Origin of the sequence: Stenotrophomonas sp. AB1(2024) (assembly GCF_037482345.1) — a bacterium.
Lineage (GTDB): Bacteria > Pseudomonadota > Gammaproteobacteria > Xanthomonadales > Xanthomonadaceae > Stenotrophomonas.
Genome location: NZ_JBBHKO020000001.1, coordinates 2163441 through 2177902, shown reverse-complemented (window position 1 = coordinate 2177902; position 14462 = coordinate 2163441). Strand labels below are relative to the sequence as shown.

Here is a 14462-nt window from a genome sequence, read left to right as displayed (position 1 = left end):
CGCTGGGCTCACAGGTCGACCCGGACCGAGAAGCCCACCGTGCGCGGCGCGCCGATGAAGGCCGAATCGCTGCCATCCACGCCGGCCAGGTAGCGGCGGTCGGTGAGGTTGCTGACCACGAAGCTGGCGCCCACGCCCTTGAGCTTCGGCGACAGGCTCTGCAGGTCGAAACCGATGTTGGCGTTGAACACCGTGGCCGAGGGCAGGCGGTTGTCGTTGGCTGCATCCAGGTAGCGTTCGCCAAGGTAGCGCCCGGACAGGCCGACGTTCCAGGTCTCACCCTGCCAGTCGGCCGAGACCACCAGCACGTGCTTGGGCTGGCCGATCACCTGCGCACCGTCGACGATGCCCAGTTCGGTATCGCGCGCCACGTTGCCGCTGCCCAGGTATTTGGAACGGTTGTAGGTGTAGGCGCCATTGATGCGCCAGCCGTTGTCCCAGCCATAGCCGAGCGCGGCTTCCAGGCCGGTGCTTTCCACGCCACCAAAGTTCTCATAGACGCCATCGGTCTCGTCCAGGTAATCGATGCCATCGGCCAGCCGCGCGGGCAGGTAGACGATGCGGTTGTCGAACTTGATGTTGTACAGGGTCAGCGAGCCGGTCAAGGGCCAGCGGCTCACGCGCAGGCCAAGCTCGATGTTGTCGGCCGTTTCCGGCTCCACCCGCGAGAAGCGCTGCGCATCGGTCTCGCCGAGCACGCCGGACGGAATGGCGGCGAAGTTCTGCGAGAAGCCGCCGAACAGTTCCAGCCCGTCCACCGGCAGGGTCCAGGTGCCGCCAGCGGAAATCAGCGGATCGGACTTCGAGTCCGAGCGAACGTTCTCCGCGCTGCCGATCACCCGGTTGCGCTTCTGGTCGACGAAGAACTGCTTGACGCCCACGCGGGCACTGAACGGGCCGAAGCGGGCCACGTCTTCTACGTAGTACATCTGCTCGTCGGTCTTGTAGCGGTCTTCGAACTGCACCCAGTACGGCTGGTGGTCGAAGCTGATGTCGGTGCCCACGTTGAGCAGGCGGTGCCAGTCGCGGCGCACGCTGCGGTCGAACTGCTCCAGCCACACGCCGGCACGCACGGTGTTGTCGACCGTGCCCAGGGTCTGCTTCCATTCCACGTCGGCGGTGAAGCCGGCGCGGTCGTTGTCGTAGTGCGAATGGCGGTAGGACTGCACACCCTGCACGCCGGGCGCGTAGCAGTTGGGGTCGTACTCGGCGCTGAAGCCGGCACGCGGCACGCAGCCGGCGCGCATCTGCGCGGCGCTGCCATCGGGGTTGACGAAGTAGAACTGGCCCAGCGCGTTGCCGCCGTAGACGGTGTTGCCGCCGAGGTATTCCGGTTCCGGCGCGCCCGCGCCGTCGTCGCGTGCCTGCACCAGGTAAGGCGGCAGCCAGTCGCCACGGCCTTCCATCTTGTGTGCGTAACCGGTGAGCGAGAATTTGAAGCCATTGCCGCTGTCGAATGCGCCGCGCAGGTAGCCGAAGGTGTTCTCGCGCAGCGCACGCGAGCCGGAGCGGTAGTTCTGGTCCAGGTACGGAATGCCGGTGAGCGTACCGGTCAGGCCATCGCGGTCGGGGTTGGTGGCGAAGGCTTCGGGGGTGACGCTGGTGTACTCGGGTTCATCGGCATCGTTGTATGAGGCATAGCCGCTCAACGTCCAACGATCCAGTTCGGTGATGAACTTCGCAGCGAGGTGGTCGTTGCTGACGTGGCCGCTGCCGTCGATCCAGTCATTGACGCGCGCCGACGAAGCGCTCACCCATGCGCGGGTATGGCCGCCCAGCACGCCGGTGTCATAACGCACGTAGTACTTGCGCGCGTCGTTGTCGCCGCCACCGACAACCATGCGCAGGCGCTGCTCCTGCAACGGATCGCTGGTCAGGAAGTTCAGGGTGCCGCCCAGCGCTTCGTTGGAGCGCGAGGAGATATCCGCCGTGCCCTGGCTGACTTCGATGGTCTCCAGGTCCAGCGTGTCGATGTAGCGGTTGGCCAGTGAGCCGCCACCATAGCCGGAACCGCCGTTGGGCAGGCCATCGATGGTGGTACCGATCTGCTGGGTATCGCGGTTGGTGACGAAGCCGCGCATGCTGATCTGCGTGCCCCACACCGAAGAACCGGTGGCATCGGCTTCGCTCACCACCACGCCGGGCAGTTCGTTGAGCGCGTTGTTGACGCTGCCCAGAATCTGCTGGCGTTGGAGGGTTTCCTGGCTGACGGTGGTCTTGGCGAAGCTGGTGGCCTGGCCGATGACCTGCACCTGGTCCAGCGTGCGCGCATCATCGGCAGGGGCTGGTTCGGCGGCGATGGCCTGCACGGAAGCGGAGAGCAGCAGGGCGAGCAGGGAGACGCGGGGATAGCGGCCAGCAGTAGGCATCGGTCATGGGCGCGGCAGTGGGGTCGGCCGGCAGTATTGGCGGAAGCGGTTACGTCGCCATGACACCGTCATGGCGACGACCGCCGGTAGCGCCGACTGTCAGTCAGCTGACGTCCGCGCGACGCCGTGCCACCGCATCAATGCGCCTTGTGCGTGGACTTGTGGCGGAACTTCCGCGACATCCATTCGCCCAGATCGTCCATCACCGTGAACGCGGCCGGGATCACGATCAGGCTGAGCAGCGTGGAGGTGATCAGGCCGCCGATCACGGCAATCGCCATCGGTGCGCGGAAGCTGGAATCGCCGGCGAAACCCAGTGCGATCGGCATCATGCCGGCGCCCATCGCCAGCGTGGTCATGATGATCGGCTGCGCACGCTTGCGGCATGCGTCGATCAACGCATCGTGCTGGCTCATGCCGTGCTCGTCTTCGGCCATCACCGCGTAATCCACCAGCAGGATGGAGTTCTTGGTGGCGATGCCGATCAGCATCAACAACCCGATCAGCGCTGGCAACGAAAGCATGTTCTGGGTGATCAGCAGCGCACCGAACGCACCACCGGCACACAACGGTACCGCCGCCAGGATGGTAACCGGCATCAACGCGTGGTTGAACAGCAGCAGCAGGACCATATAGATGCAGATCAAGCCGGCGGCCATGGCCAGCATGAAGCCGATGAACAGTTCCACGAACACCTCGGCATCGCCGGTGTTGAGGAAGGTCACGCCCGGCGGCAGCTGTTTGACGCTGGGCAGGGCCTGTACTTCGGTCATCACATCGCCCAGCGGGCGGCCATTGAGCTCGGCGGTGAGGGTCACGTTGCGCTGGCGCTGGTAGCGCGAGATCTGCGAGGGCCCACTGCCCTGGCGGATCTCGGCCACGGCCGCCAACGGCACCGGGCCATCGCGACCGGGCACGCGCAGCTGCCCGATCAGGGCCGGATTGGCCAGCGTGGCCTCGGCAAAGCCCACGCGGATCGGCACCTGGCGATCAGGCAGGTTGAGCTTGGCCAGGCGTTGCTCGTAGTCGCCGGCCGTGGCGATGCGCGCCGCTTCGGCGATGTCCTGGGTAGCGACGCCGAGATCTGCAGCGCGCGCCGCGTTGGGCACGATCTGCAGTTCCGGGCGCAGCAGCGAGGCGGTGGAGGTCACGCTGCCCAGGCCCTGGATGCCGCGCAGGTCGCGCTCCAATGCGGTGGAGGCTTCCTGCAGGCGCTGCGGGTCATCGCCGGACAGCACCAGCTGCAGCAGGTTGCCCGGCTCGGAGCTGACATAGCTCACGCGCACGCCGGGCAGGTCGGCCAGGCGCTGGCGGGCGTCGCGTTCCAGCGCACGCTGATCGCGGTCGCGGTCATCGGCCAGGCCCCAATCCAGCACCAGGGTGGCCTTGCGCGCTTCGCCCACGCCGGTGGCGCTGGGATCGCCCAGGTCGAGCACGGCGCCCACGGCGGTGTAGACCTGCTTCAGCTCGGGCATGTCCTTGAGCAGCGCGCGGGCGCGTTCGGCCACGGCCACCGTTTCCTGCAGGCGCGTACCCGGCGGCAGTTCCAGGTTGAGGTTGCTGCGGCCGAGGTCCGACTGCGGGATGAAGGTAGCCGGGATGAACGGCACCAGCGCCAGCGAAGCCACGAACAGGCCGGTAGCCAGCCACAGCGTGCGGCCGCGGTGGCGCAGCGCCGCGTCCACCCAGCCCAGGTACCAGGTCATCAGTTTCGATTCGGGCTTCTCTTCGCCGTGCGGCTTGAGCAGGTAAGCGGCCATCATCGGGGTGAGCAGGCGCGCCACCAGCAGCGAGAACAGCACCGCCGTGGCGGCGGTCCAACCGAATTCGCGGAAGAACTTGCCGGCGATGCCGGGCATGAACGCCACCGGCACGAACACCGCCGCCAGGGTCAGCGAGGTGGCGATCACCGCGTTGCCGATCTCGCCCGCCGCTTCGCGTGCGGCCTCCAACGGCGGCTTGCCCATGCGCAGGTGGCGCACGATGTTTTCGATTTCCACGATCGCATCGTCGACCAGGATGCCGACCACCACCGACAGCGCCAGCAGCGTAATCATGTTCAGCGTGAAGCCGAAGAAGTACATCACCGCGAAGGTGGGAATGATCGACAGCGGCAACGCCAGCGCCGACACCCAGGTGGCGCGCCAGTCGCGCAGGAACAGCCACACCACCAGCAGCGCCAGCAGCGCGCCTTCGTAGAGCATCGTCATCGACGAGTCGTAGGAGCGGTGGGTTTCATCGATGGCGGTAGTGACCAGGCGGAAGTCGATGCCCGGGTGGCTGGCCTTGAGCTGGTCCAGCGCGGTGTGCACACCCGCTTCGACCTTCACTTCGCTGGAGCCGCGCGTGCGCGACATCGAGAACGCCACTACCTTCCTGCCATCCAGCAGTGCCGCTTCGGTGGGATCGGCGGCGGCATCGGTGACATTGGCCAGGGTGGACAGGCGCACGGCGCGGCCATCCGGCAAGGCGATGGAGTAATCGCGCAGCGCCTGCGCATCGCCGACGGTACCCAGTGTACGGATGGTCTGCTGGGCGCCTTCGATCTCGGCCTTGCCGCCGGCGCGTTCGACCTGGATGCGTGCCAGCTGCTGGGATACATCACCGGCGGTGATGCCCATCGCGATCAACGCATTGGGGTCCAGGTCGACGCGAACCTGGCGCTGCACGCCGCCGACGCGCGTGACCCGGGCCACGCCCGGCACGCCATACATCGCGCGCGACACGTCGCGGTCGACGAACCAGCTGGCTTCGTCCGGCGTCATGTGCGGGGCGACCAGCGCGTAGGTCATCAGCGAACCGCCGATGTCCACCTTGGAGATCACCGGTTCCTGGATGTCCTGCGGCAGGTCGGTGCGGATGCGGGTGACCGCATCGCGGGTGTCGTCCAGCGCGGTGGCCAGGTCGGCCTCGAGCTGGAATTCGATGCTGGTGGTGCTGACGCCTTCGCTGACCGAGGAGATCACGCGCTTGACGTTGTTGACCGTGGCCACCGAGTCCTCGACCTTGCGGGTGACCTCGGCCTCCAGCTGGCTGGGCGAGGCGCCCGGCTGGGTCACGGTCACGGTGGTCATCGGGAAGGCGATATCGGGGAAGCGCGCCACGGGCAGCTGGTGGAAGCCCCACAGGCCGGCCACGCAGAGCACGAAGAAGATCAGCAGCGCAGGCAACGGGCGCTTGATCGCCCAGGCGGAAATATTCATTTGGCGCTCGCCTTGGCATCGGCCACCACGCGCACGCGGTCGCCTTCACCCAGGAAGCCGGCGCCATCGACCACCACGCGGTCGCCGGCCTTCAAGCCCTCGAGGATCGCGGTGCGGCCCTGCACGGCCTGGCCGGTGCGCACGCGCAGGCGCGCGGCCTGCTGCTTGTCGTTCACCGTGAACACATAGCTGTGGCCGTCGCGCTGCACGATGGCGGCGGTTGGAATGGTCAGCGCCTGGCCTTCGCCGGTGACGATCCGGCCTTCGACATACACGCCGGGCTTGAGCGTGCCCGGTTCGGGCAGGTCGGCGAAGATCGTGCCGGTGCGCGTTTGCGCATCCACGCCCGGGGTGACCGCGCGGATGCGGCCGGTGACCACGGCGTCGGCGTAGGGCAGCTCCACGGTGTTGCCCACGGCCACGCCGGTCAGCTGGTCTTCGGGCAGCTCGGCGCGCCATTCCAGGCGGCCATCGCGGATCAGGCGCAGCAGCTCGGTCCCGGCCGATACGACCTGGCCGGGCTGCACCAGGCGCTTGGAGATCAGACCGTCAGCCGGCGCGCGCAGGTCGGCGAAGTCGCGGCGCAGCTGCGCAGCATCGCGCGACGCACGCGCGGTGGCGGTCTGGGCTTCGGCATTGATGCGGTTGGCGCGTAGTTCGTCCAGGCTGCTTTCGCTGATCAGCTTCTGGGCGGCCAGCTTGGCGCTGCGTTCGTAGTTCAGGCGCGCCAGTTCCTGCGCCGCCTGCGCCTGCTTCAACGAGGCATCGGCCTGTGCCAGTTCGCTGTCCAGGGTACGGTGGTCCAGCTGCAGCAGCACCTGGCCCTGCTTGACCCATTGGCCCACGTCCACCAGCAGCGCGGTCACGCGCTGGCCGCTGATTTCCACGCCCAGCTGCATTTCCTCATAGGCGGTGACCGGGCCGGACACCAGCACGGTGCGCGCCATGGGCTGCTGCCGGGCGGTGGCCAGCGATACCGGCAATGCCGAGGAAGCGGCTGCATCAGCGGCGGCCTTGTCGTCTTTGTCACCACAGGCGGCCAGCAGCGTGGCCATCAGCAGCAGAGAGGTGCAGCGGAAAAGTGAAACGCGCATCAGTGAGCTTCCGTGTCGGAACAGCGGTAACGGGAGAAAAGGGAATCAGGGGGCGCGGGCCAGGCGCAGTTCGATGCCATCCAGCATCAGGCCGAGGCCTTGCTCGAAGCGCGTGTCGAAATCGACCTCGCTCCAGACCTCGCGGGCATCCCAGCAATGCGGGAAGCGCGCTTCGGCCAGGGCCATGAAGGCCTCGCCCAGCGCCTCCATGCTGCCGTCGCCGGGCCAGGACTGTTCTTCGATGACAAAGCCCATCGTGTAGTACACCAGGTCCATCGCGGTGGTCGCGGCAAAGCGCACCGATGCCCCGGCACCGACCAATGCGGTGATGCTGGCTTCGCCCACCCGCAGCACGTTCTCGGTGGCCAGGAAGGTACCGGCGTAGACCCGCGCGCCATCGCGGCGGGCCTTGAAGGCGATCCGGAACTCGCGGGCGATCTGCAGCAGGGTCTGCCGCCAGGGCTGGCCGTCCGGAATGTGCCGGGCCACGTCCACGATCATCGCGTCGGCCATGGCGTCGACCAGCGCCTGCTTGCTCTTGAAGTGCCAGTACAGCGACGGCGCGCGGATGCCCAGCGTGCAGGCCACCTTGCGCAGGGTCACCCCCTCCATGCCGGCCTCGTCGAGGATCTTGAAGGCGGCACCGACGATGTTGTCCCGGGCGATGGGCTGACGCACTGGGGGCTTCTACCTAACGTTGTTAGGGGGCGAATCTAACAGTGTTAGGTTTGGCAATGCAAGCGTTGGAGAGATTGGAGCGGGCCTGCCTGATCGCGTGGTTTCGCGTTGCCGGGTGCGCGGCATGCTCCGTGGACGAATGACCCCGCACGCGCTAGCGCTTCATCATCGGCAACGGCCGCAGCGGATGGCGCAGCCCATGCCGCAGCGAGAACTGCACCAGGCGCAGGTGGAACCCCAGCCGCGGAAACTGCGCCACGATACGGGTGAAGTCATCCGGGTGCAGGCTGAAGCGGAGCAGGCCCAGCGATACATCGATCCAGTCGGCGCAGCGGAACGCCTCGATGCGACGATCCTGCCCGGGCGGTACGCGCGAGATCCGGTGGTGCTCGCTGATCATCGCCACCACTACCGGCACCAGCTCCGGCCGGTCCTGCCCGAGCAGGTACTGTCGGGCCAGCGCTTCGGAAGGCGCCAGGTAATCGAACGTGCCAGCGGTCCATATCCCAAGATCATGGAACGCTGCGGCCACCGACAAGGCGTACAGATCGTGCACCGTGCCGGGCAGCATGCACCAGTGGAAATTGGCCACGCGGTAGGTGTGGTTGCGGTAGGGATGGAAGTCCCGGCCCAGCGCTTCGGCGTGGCTCTCCAGAATCTCATCCAGCACTGCCAGGCGGTCGAGCATGCCGTTCTCCCGGTGCACGGCGCGGCGTCGTGCTGCTGGCAAGTGTAGCGCCGGTGCGGACCGATGGCCGCCGCCGGCCGGGTTGTACGTAGATCCCCCATGTGGGGGCGACGGCGCCGCAGCCCCCGCGTGGGGGAACCGCGCGCCCGAACGACCGATGCCGCCCCTGCGCCTGCGTGGGAGGCTGCCCACGTCCCCTTCTGCCGAGGCCGCCATGAGCCACTTCACCACGTCCGACGGTACATCCCTCTACTACAAGGACTGGGGCAGTGGCCCTGTGGTGTCCTTCAGCCATGGCTGGCCGCTCAATGCCGACGCCTGGGAAGCGCAGATGTTCTTCCTGGCCAGCCACGGCTATCGCTGCATCGCCCACGACCGGCGCGGCCACGGCCGTTCCAGCCAACCGTGGGACGGCAACGACATGGACACCTACGCCGATGACCTGGCGCAGCTGTTCGAGCACCTGGACGTGCGCGAGGTGACGATGGTCGGCCACTCCACCGGCGGCGGCGAAGTGGCGCGCTACATCGGCCGGCATGGCACCGGGCGCGTGGCCAAGGCGGTACTCATGGGCGCGGTACCGCCGATCATGCTCAAGACCGCCGACAACCCCGATGGCCTGCCCATCGACGTGTTCGACGGCTTTCGCAGCGCCTACCTGGCCGACCGCGCGCAGTTCTTCCTGGACGTGGCCACCGGGCCGTTCTTTGGCTTCAACCGGCCGGGCGCGAAGGTCTCCGAAGGGTTGATCCGCTCGTGGTGGGCGCAGGGCATGCAGTCGGGCCACAAGAATGCGTACGACTGCATCAAGGCGTTTTCCGAAACCGACTTCACCACCGACCTGGCGAAGTTCGACGTTCCCACCCTGATCATCCATGGTGATGACGACCAGATCGTGCCGATCAAGGCCGCTGCATTGCGCTCGGCCAGGTTGATCAAGGGCGCGCAGTTGAAGATCTATCCCGGCGGCGGCCACAGCCTGGGCGATACCGCCAAGGAACAGCTCAATCAGGACCTGCTCGCCTTCCTGCAGAGCTGAGCGCACGCACCTCCGCCCCTCCCCCGTCTCCGAGGACCTGACCATGAACACCGTACCCCCTGCCGCCCTGCACGCCGCGCCCTCGGCCCCGCGCGGACCCGGGCCGTCGCGCAGCGAAGAGTTCATCAGCGGTGGCGAGCGCGAGCTGTTCATCCGCAGTTGGCGCCCGAGTGGAAAAGTGCGCGCGGTACTGGCGATCGTGCCGGGCTTCAATTCGCACAGCGGGCACTACCAGTGGGCGGCCGCACAGTTCACTGCGATGGGCTTGGCCGTGTACGCGGTGGACCTGCGTGGGCGCGGCAGATCCAGCGGCGAGCGCTTCCACGTCGAGCACTTCGATGATTACCTGGCCGACGTGCAGTCGCTGCTGGACGTGGCGCGTGCGCGCGAACCCGGCCTGCCGGTGTTCCTGCTCGGGCACAGCGCCGGCGGTGTGATCGCGTCGGCGTACACGCTGGCCCACCAGGACGAACTGGCCGGATTGATCTGCGAAAGCTACGCGTTCCAGGTCCCTGCACCTGCCGCGGTGCTGGCACTGGTGCGCTGGCTCAGTGGCCCGTTCCCGAAGCTGCGGGTGCTCAAACTGCCCAACAAGGAGTTCTCGCGGTTGCCCGAGGTCGTGGCCGCGTTGAATGCCGATCCGCTCATCGCCAATGAAAAGCAGACCGCGCTGGCCGTCGCGCAGATGCTGGTGGGCATCGACCGGCTGCGGCGCGGCTTCCCCACCCTGCGCCTGCCGGTGCTGATCGCCCACGGCACCGCCGACAAGGTCACCGTTCCTGCGGGCAGCCAGGTGTTCAATGACAACGCCGGCTCGGCCGACAAGACCCTGCTGCTGTACAAGGACCATGCGCACGATCTGCTCAACGATGCAGGGCGCGAGGGCGTGGTGCGCGACTTCAAACAATGGATCGAGCAGCACCTGGCCAGCGAAGCGGGCGTTGAAACTGAGCGCAGCGCGTGAACCGGCACGCCGCCGCATCATGCAGCAGCCGGTTCAACGCACCTCGATGCCCTTCACCAGGCGCGAGGCGAGACGCTCGTGCTTGAGCTGCGCCAGCCACCAGTCGAGTGCGCGGCCCTGGTGATCACCGCGCCAGGCCACGTACAGCAGGTTGGGTTCGCGCGGATCGGCCATGCGCTTTTCGACCAGGTCGCCGCGCGCCAGCAGACCGGCCACGCGCTCGCGCGGCAACCAGCCCACGCCCAGTCCTTCGCACTGCACCCGGATCTTGGCGTGCATGCTCGGCACCGCCAGCGACGGCTGGCCGCCAAGCACCCCATAGCCGCGCACGTCCAGTTTCAGGGAGGTATCGGCCACCACCACCGCGCGATGCTGCAGCACCGTTGAGGCATCCACCGGTTCGGTGGCCTTGGCCAGCGGGTGATGCGGCGCCACCGCGAACACCCATTCCATTACCCCCAGTTCGAACCAGCGCAGGCCCGGGATCACCGGCGGCTCGTTGGTGGCGCCCACCACCAGGTCCGCGCGCCCATCGCGCAGCGCGTCCCAGGTGCCGGTGAGTACTTCATGGGTGATGCGCAGGGTGACTCCGGAGGCGAGCGCGTCGAAGGCCTGGATCACCGGCAGCAGCGTATCGAACTCCAGGATCTCGTCGGTGACGATCCACAGGCGGTCTTCCCAGCCGCCGGCCACCTGTTTGACCCGGCGGGTGAGCCGGGATACGTCCAGCATCAGCCGTGCCGCTTCCTGGGCCAGCAGGTGGCCGGCCGGGGTGAGCTGCAGGCGGTAGCGGCGGCGGTCGAAAAGCAGGGCATCGAAGCGCGCCTCCAGCTGGCGGGCGGCGTGCGACACCGTGGATGGCGCCTTGCCCAAGCGGGCCGCAGCACGGGACAGGCTGCCGCTCTCGCGGATGGCTTCCAGCAGGGCCAGTTCGTCGGCAGACAACATGTTCGATCCCTTCGAACGAGTTCGTCGCGATTGTGGCACGGAAACAGCAGAACGCACGCGCAACATGGGCTCACGGCATAACGCCAGCATCGAAGGAGATCAGCATGAACCGTTTCAGCAACAAGACCGTCCTTGTCACCGGCGGCAGCAGCGGCATCGGCCTGGCCGCGGCCAAGGCCTTCGCCGCCGAAGGCGCCCGTGTGGTCATCACCGGCCGCGATGCCGCCGCCCTGGAGCAGGCTGCAGCGGCGGTGGGCAGCACTGCGCTGGCGGTGGTGAACGATGCCGGGGACATCGCCGCCGCGCGCGCCCTGGCCGAGACCCTGGCCGCCGCCGAGGTGCGCCTGGACGCCGTGTTCGTCAACGCCGGCGCGGCGAAGTTCGCCGCCTACCCGGACGTGGACGAAGCGCTGTGGGACCAGATCTTCAACACCAACATCAAGGGCCCCTACTTCCAGCTGCAGGCGCTGCTGCCGCTGCTCAACCCGGGCGCGTCGGTGGTCATCAACGGCTCGATCAACGCCCGTATCGGCATGCCCAACACCTCGGTGTACGCGGCCAGCAAGGCGGCGGTGATCTCGCTGGCCAAGACGCTCTCGGCCGAACTGCTGCCGCGCGGCGTGCGCGTCAACGTACTCAGCCCGGGCCCGGTGGCCACCCCGATCTACACCAAGCTCGGCCTGGACGCCGCCGCGCTGGATGCCACCGCTGCCCAGATCCAGAGCCAGATTCCCCTCGGCCGCTTCGGCACGCCCGAAGAAATCGCCGCCACCGTGCTGCACCTGTCCTCACCCGAATCGGCCTACATCGTTGGCACCGAAATCATCGCCGACGGTGGCATGAGCCAGCTCTGACGCCACACCCCTTTCCAGGAGATCGCCATGAAACTGCTTCCCCGTTCGTTCCGCCGCGCCGCCGCCGCGCTGGTGCTGATGCTGGCCGTGCATGCCACCGCGCAGGCGGCCGACAGCGCGGTCATCCAGAGCCACAACGCCAACGTCAACGGCGTCACCCTGCATTACCTGCAGGCCGGCCAAGGCGATGAGTCGCCGGTGGTGCTGCTGCACGGCTATGCCGAAACCAGCCACATGTGGCGGCCGTTGATGCCGCAGCTGGCCGGCCGGCATGTGGTCATCGCGCCGGACCTGCGCGGTGCCGGGCAGTCCTCCAAGCCGGAAGGCGGCTATGACAAGAAGACGCTGGCGCAGGATATCCATGCGCTGGTGAAGTCGCTGGGCCATCCGAAGGTCAAGATCGTCGGCCATGACATCGGGCTGATGGTGGCTTACGCGTACGCCGCCCAGTACCCGGACGAAGTGGACAGCATCGTGTTGATGGATGCGTTCCTGCCCGGCGTGGGCGACTGGACCCACGTGTGGCTGCTGCGCGATCTGTGGCACTTCCACTTCTACGGCGAAACCCCGTTGAAGCTGGTGGATGGCCGCGAGCGCACCTACTTCGAGCACTTCTGGAACGACTTCGCCGCCGACCGCACGCACTCCGTGCCCGAGGCCGATCGGCAGTTCTATGCGTCCGAGTACGCACGCCCGGGTGGCATGCGTGCGGGCTTCGAGTATTTCAAGAACTTCGAACAGGATGCCAAGGACTTTGCGGGCTTCGCCAAGACCCCGCTGCACATGCCGATGCTGGTACTGTCCGGTGAGAAAGCCGGCGGCCAGTTCCTGATCGACCAGGCCAAGCTGGTGGACACCCGCGTGGAAGGCGTGATCGTCAAAGGCTCCGGCCATTGGCTGATGGAAGAAGCGCCGCAGCAGACCATTCCGGCGTTGGTCGCCTTCCTGGACAGGTAGCCGACGACGACATCCCGCTTCCGGACTTGAGTATTCGCCCAGCGCATTCCCTGAAGAATGTTTCACCTTCGGCGTCGTTGAGATCCGCGCGCGTCGCCACCCAGCCGAGTTTCAACCCACGCGCCTCATCAGGGTCGAGAGGGGGCTGGCCCTCGTCGAGTGGCTCCTGGAACAGCGGCAGATCAGCCAATGGGTGACTCCCGCCACAAGGTGCTGTCAGGAATGGCGGCTTCAGCCTGCTGCAGCAGGTGCCGTCGCATCGTTTCAGAGATCGACTGGTCTTCCAGGCTCATATGCGTAGCAGCCCGATCAATGTCAGCGCCGTAGCGCTGGAGGCGGCGCTGGTCAACCATGGATTGGAGCGGCTGACGGGGCACCACCAGTATGACCAGTTCGCAGTCCATGGCGCTTGCCGCGCGGCGCAGCGTATCGATCCGGATGGACCCGGCACGTTCGCTCATCTCCAGCTTCGTCACGGAGCCCGGTGACACGCCCAGACGGCGGGCCAGGTCGGATCTGGACATGCCCAATGCCTCGCGCGTCCCGGCAATCCAGCCGCCACGGGGCGCGTGTGGAAGTCTGGGTAACAGCGCGCGGAGCATGTTACCGATTTCGTCTAGTTTTGCCCTGGCCAACCGGCGCATCTGCGAGCCTTGTCTGGACAGCATTTATCACCTCCATGGTCTATTCATGAGCTTCAAATATACCCTATAGGGTACAAATAAATAGCTGGAATAGACCCTATAGGTCATATTCTGGATCTGCCTTTGTACCTTAGAGGTTCAATTCATATGGGTAGGCATCACCAGATGGCGTAGTTCCCTGAACGCCCGGTTCATTCATGTACCGGTCAGTTCAATATTCAGGGTTGATTAGAGCGCCTAACGGATAATTCACACCTGTCGACCGTCCTTCTCTCTCCCCTCCCCCAAGAGGGGACGGTCGGCGAAACCAAATAATAAAAAGGTGTGTTCCCGATGATGAAGACCTCCCTGCTTGCCTTGGGCCTGATTGCTGCCCTGCCGTTCGCCGCTTCGGCCGCCGATGGCCTGTCGTACAACTACGCCGAAGGCGGCTATGTGAACACCGATGCCCAGGGCGGCTATGCCGACGGCTGGGCCGTGAAGGGCTCGGTTGCCGTGGCGCCGAACTTCCACATCTTTGGCGATTACACCTCGCAGGAACTCAACCGCGGCAACGCCGACGTTGACCAGTGGCGCGTGGGCGTCGGCTACAACTACGGCATCGCGCCGACCACCGATCTGGTGGCCCGCGTCGCGTACCAGAAGTTCGACCCGAAGCACGGCCTGGACTTCAACGGCTACTCCACCGAAGTGGGCGTGCGCACCGCGTTCACCCCGATGATCGAAGGCTACGCGCTGGCCGGCTACGAAGATTTCAGCAAGAAGCACGGCATCAACCCGGACGGCGAGTTCTATGGCCGTGTCGGTGCCCAGGCCAAGTTCACCCCGAACTGGGGCCTGAGCGGCGAAGTGAAGCTGGCCAAGGGCGGCGACCGCGAATGGTTCGTCGGCCCGCGCTTCACCTGGTAAGGCGATCGCTGCACGGTACGTTGTTGGATGGCGTGATCTCTCTCTCCCTCACGCCATGAAGCCCGGCTTAGTAGGCCGGGCTTCACTTATCTGGCCCCACCTCGTCGGGGTGCCA

Annotated in this window: 12 protein-coding genes; 5 read left to right on the top strand and 7 right to left on the bottom strand. The window is 66.5% G+C overall.

The features are described 5' to 3' along the window. Positions 1-8 precede the first annotated feature (8 nt). The 5 genes from WIX41_RS09970 to WIX41_RS09950 all read right to left on the bottom strand — a co-directional run bounded on the left by WIX41_RS09970 (position 9) and on the right by WIX41_RS09950 (position 8032). Positions 9-2369, bottom strand: a complete 2361-nt coding sequence (locus tag WIX41_RS09970; RefSeq protein WP_339447112.1) for a TonB-dependent receptor — start codon at positions 2367-2369, stop codon at positions 9-11. A gap of 137 nt (positions 2370-2506) precedes the next feature. Beyond that, a complete protein-coding gene (locus WIX41_RS09965) occupies positions 2507-5572 on the bottom strand; it encodes an efflux RND transporter permease subunit (RefSeq protein WP_339447110.1) in 3066 nt (1021 codons plus the stop codon). Then, entirely contained in the window at positions 5569-6666 is a 1098-nt protein-coding gene (locus WIX41_RS09960; protein ID WP_339447108.1) for an efflux RND transporter periplasmic adaptor subunit, read from the bottom strand. Before WIX41_RS09960 ends, WIX41_RS09965 begins: the two co-directional genes overlap by 4 nt. Before the next feature lie 45 nt (positions 6667-6711). Further along, the gene (locus WIX41_RS09955) at positions 6712-7344 is read right to left on the bottom strand and encodes a TetR/AcrR family transcriptional regulator C-terminal domain-containing protein (RefSeq protein ID WP_339447107.1); all 633 of its coding nucleotides are present in this window, start codon (positions 7342-7344) and stop codon (positions 6712-6714) included. A 154-nt stretch (positions 7345-7498) separates the two neighbouring features. Further along, positions 7499-8032: a hypothetical protein gene (locus WIX41_RS09950; RefSeq protein ID WP_339447105.1), complete on the bottom strand. Its 534-nt coding sequence runs from the start codon at positions 8030-8032 to the stop codon at positions 7499-7501. Positions 8033-8246: 214 nt separating this feature from the next. Between WIX41_RS09950 and WIX41_RS09945 the strand changes: the two genes are divergently transcribed. Then, positions 8247-9071, top strand: coding sequence for an alpha/beta fold hydrolase (locus WIX41_RS09945; RefSeq protein WP_339447103.1), 825 nt, complete (start codon positions 8247-8249; stop codon positions 9069-9071). A 43-nt stretch (positions 9072-9114) separates the two neighbouring features. Beyond that, positions 9115-10035 (top strand): alpha/beta hydrolase, encoded by a 921-nt coding sequence (locus tag WIX41_RS09940; protein WP_339447101.1) that lies wholly within the window; start codon positions 9115-9117, stop codon positions 10033-10035. 33 nt (positions 10036-10068) lie between these two features. On the opposite strand, the gene WIX41_RS09935 is transcribed toward WIX41_RS09940, so the two are convergent. Beyond that, positions 10069-10983 carry a LysR family transcriptional regulator gene (locus WIX41_RS09935; RefSeq protein WP_339447099.1) on the bottom strand — a complete coding sequence of 305 codons (915 nt, stop codon included), beginning with the start codon at positions 10981-10983 and terminating at the stop codon, positions 10069-10071. A gap of 104 nt (positions 10984-11087) precedes the next feature. On the opposite strand from WIX41_RS09935, the gene WIX41_RS09930 reads away from it, so the two are divergent. Continuing rightward, on the top strand, positions 11088-11837 hold the full coding sequence (locus WIX41_RS09930) for an SDR family oxidoreductase (RefSeq protein WP_339447097.1): 750 nt from the start codon (positions 11088-11090) through the stop codon (positions 11835-11837). A 27-nt stretch (positions 11838-11864) separates the two neighbouring features. After that, positions 11865-12794: an alpha/beta fold hydrolase gene (locus tag WIX41_RS09925; RefSeq protein WP_339447093.1), complete on the top strand. Its 930-nt coding sequence runs from the start codon at positions 11865-11867 to the stop codon at positions 12792-12794. A gap of 182 nt (positions 12795-12976) precedes the next feature. Here the strand turns inward: WIX41_RS09925 and WIX41_RS09920 are convergent, their stop codons facing one another. Further along, positions 12977-13462: a helix-turn-helix domain-containing protein gene (locus WIX41_RS09920; protein ID WP_339447091.1), complete on the bottom strand. Its 486-nt coding sequence runs from the start codon at positions 13460-13462 to the stop codon at positions 12977-12979. A 312-nt stretch (positions 13463-13774) separates the two neighbouring features. On the opposite strand from WIX41_RS09920, the gene WIX41_RS09915 reads away from it, so the two are divergent. Beyond that, entirely contained in the window at positions 13775-14347 is a 573-nt protein-coding gene (locus WIX41_RS09915) for an Ax21 family protein (protein ID WP_409187483.1), read from the top strand. Positions 14348-14462: the final 115 nt, after the last annotated feature.

Coding starts and splice junctions, on each gene's coding strand:
- WIX41_RS09925 (WP_339447093.1), top strand. CDS start 11,865: ATGAAACTGCTTCCCCGTTCGTTCCGCCGCGCCGCCGCCGCGCTGGTG.
- WIX41_RS09940 (WP_339447101.1), top strand. CDS start 9,115: ATGAACACCGTACCCCCTGCCGCCCTGCACGCCGCGCCCTCGGCCCCG.
- WIX41_RS09915 (WP_409187483.1), top strand. CDS start 13,775: ATGAAGACCTCCCTGCTTGCCTTGGGCCTGATTGCTGCCCTGCCGTTC.
- WIX41_RS09935 (WP_339447099.1), bottom strand. CDS start 10,983: ATGTTGTCTGCCGACGAACTGGCCCTGCTGGAAGCCATCCGCGAGAGC.
- WIX41_RS09970 (WP_339447112.1), bottom strand. CDS start 2,369: ATGCCTACTGCTGGCCGCTATCCCCGCGTCTCCCTGCTCGCCCTGCTG.
- WIX41_RS09945 (WP_339447103.1), top strand. CDS start 8,247: ATGAGCCACTTCACCACGTCCGACGGTACATCCCTCTACTACAAGGAC.
- WIX41_RS09930 (WP_339447097.1), top strand. CDS start 11,088: ATGAACCGTTTCAGCAACAAGACCGTCCTTGTCACCGGCGGCAGCAGC.
- WIX41_RS09950 (WP_339447105.1), bottom strand. CDS start 8,032: ATGCTCGACCGCCTGGCAGTGCTGGATGAGATTCTGGAGAGCCACGCC.
- WIX41_RS09960 (WP_339447108.1), bottom strand. CDS start 6,666: ATGCGCGTTTCACTTTTCCGCTGCACCTCTCTGCTGCTGATGGCCACG.
- WIX41_RS09920 (WP_339447091.1), bottom strand. CDS start 13,462: ATGCTGTCCAGACAAGGCTCGCAGATGCGCCGGTTGGCCAGGGCAAAA.
- WIX41_RS09965 (WP_339447110.1), bottom strand. CDS start 5,572: ATGAATATTTCCGCCTGGGCGATCAAGCGCCCGTTGCCTGCGCTGCTG.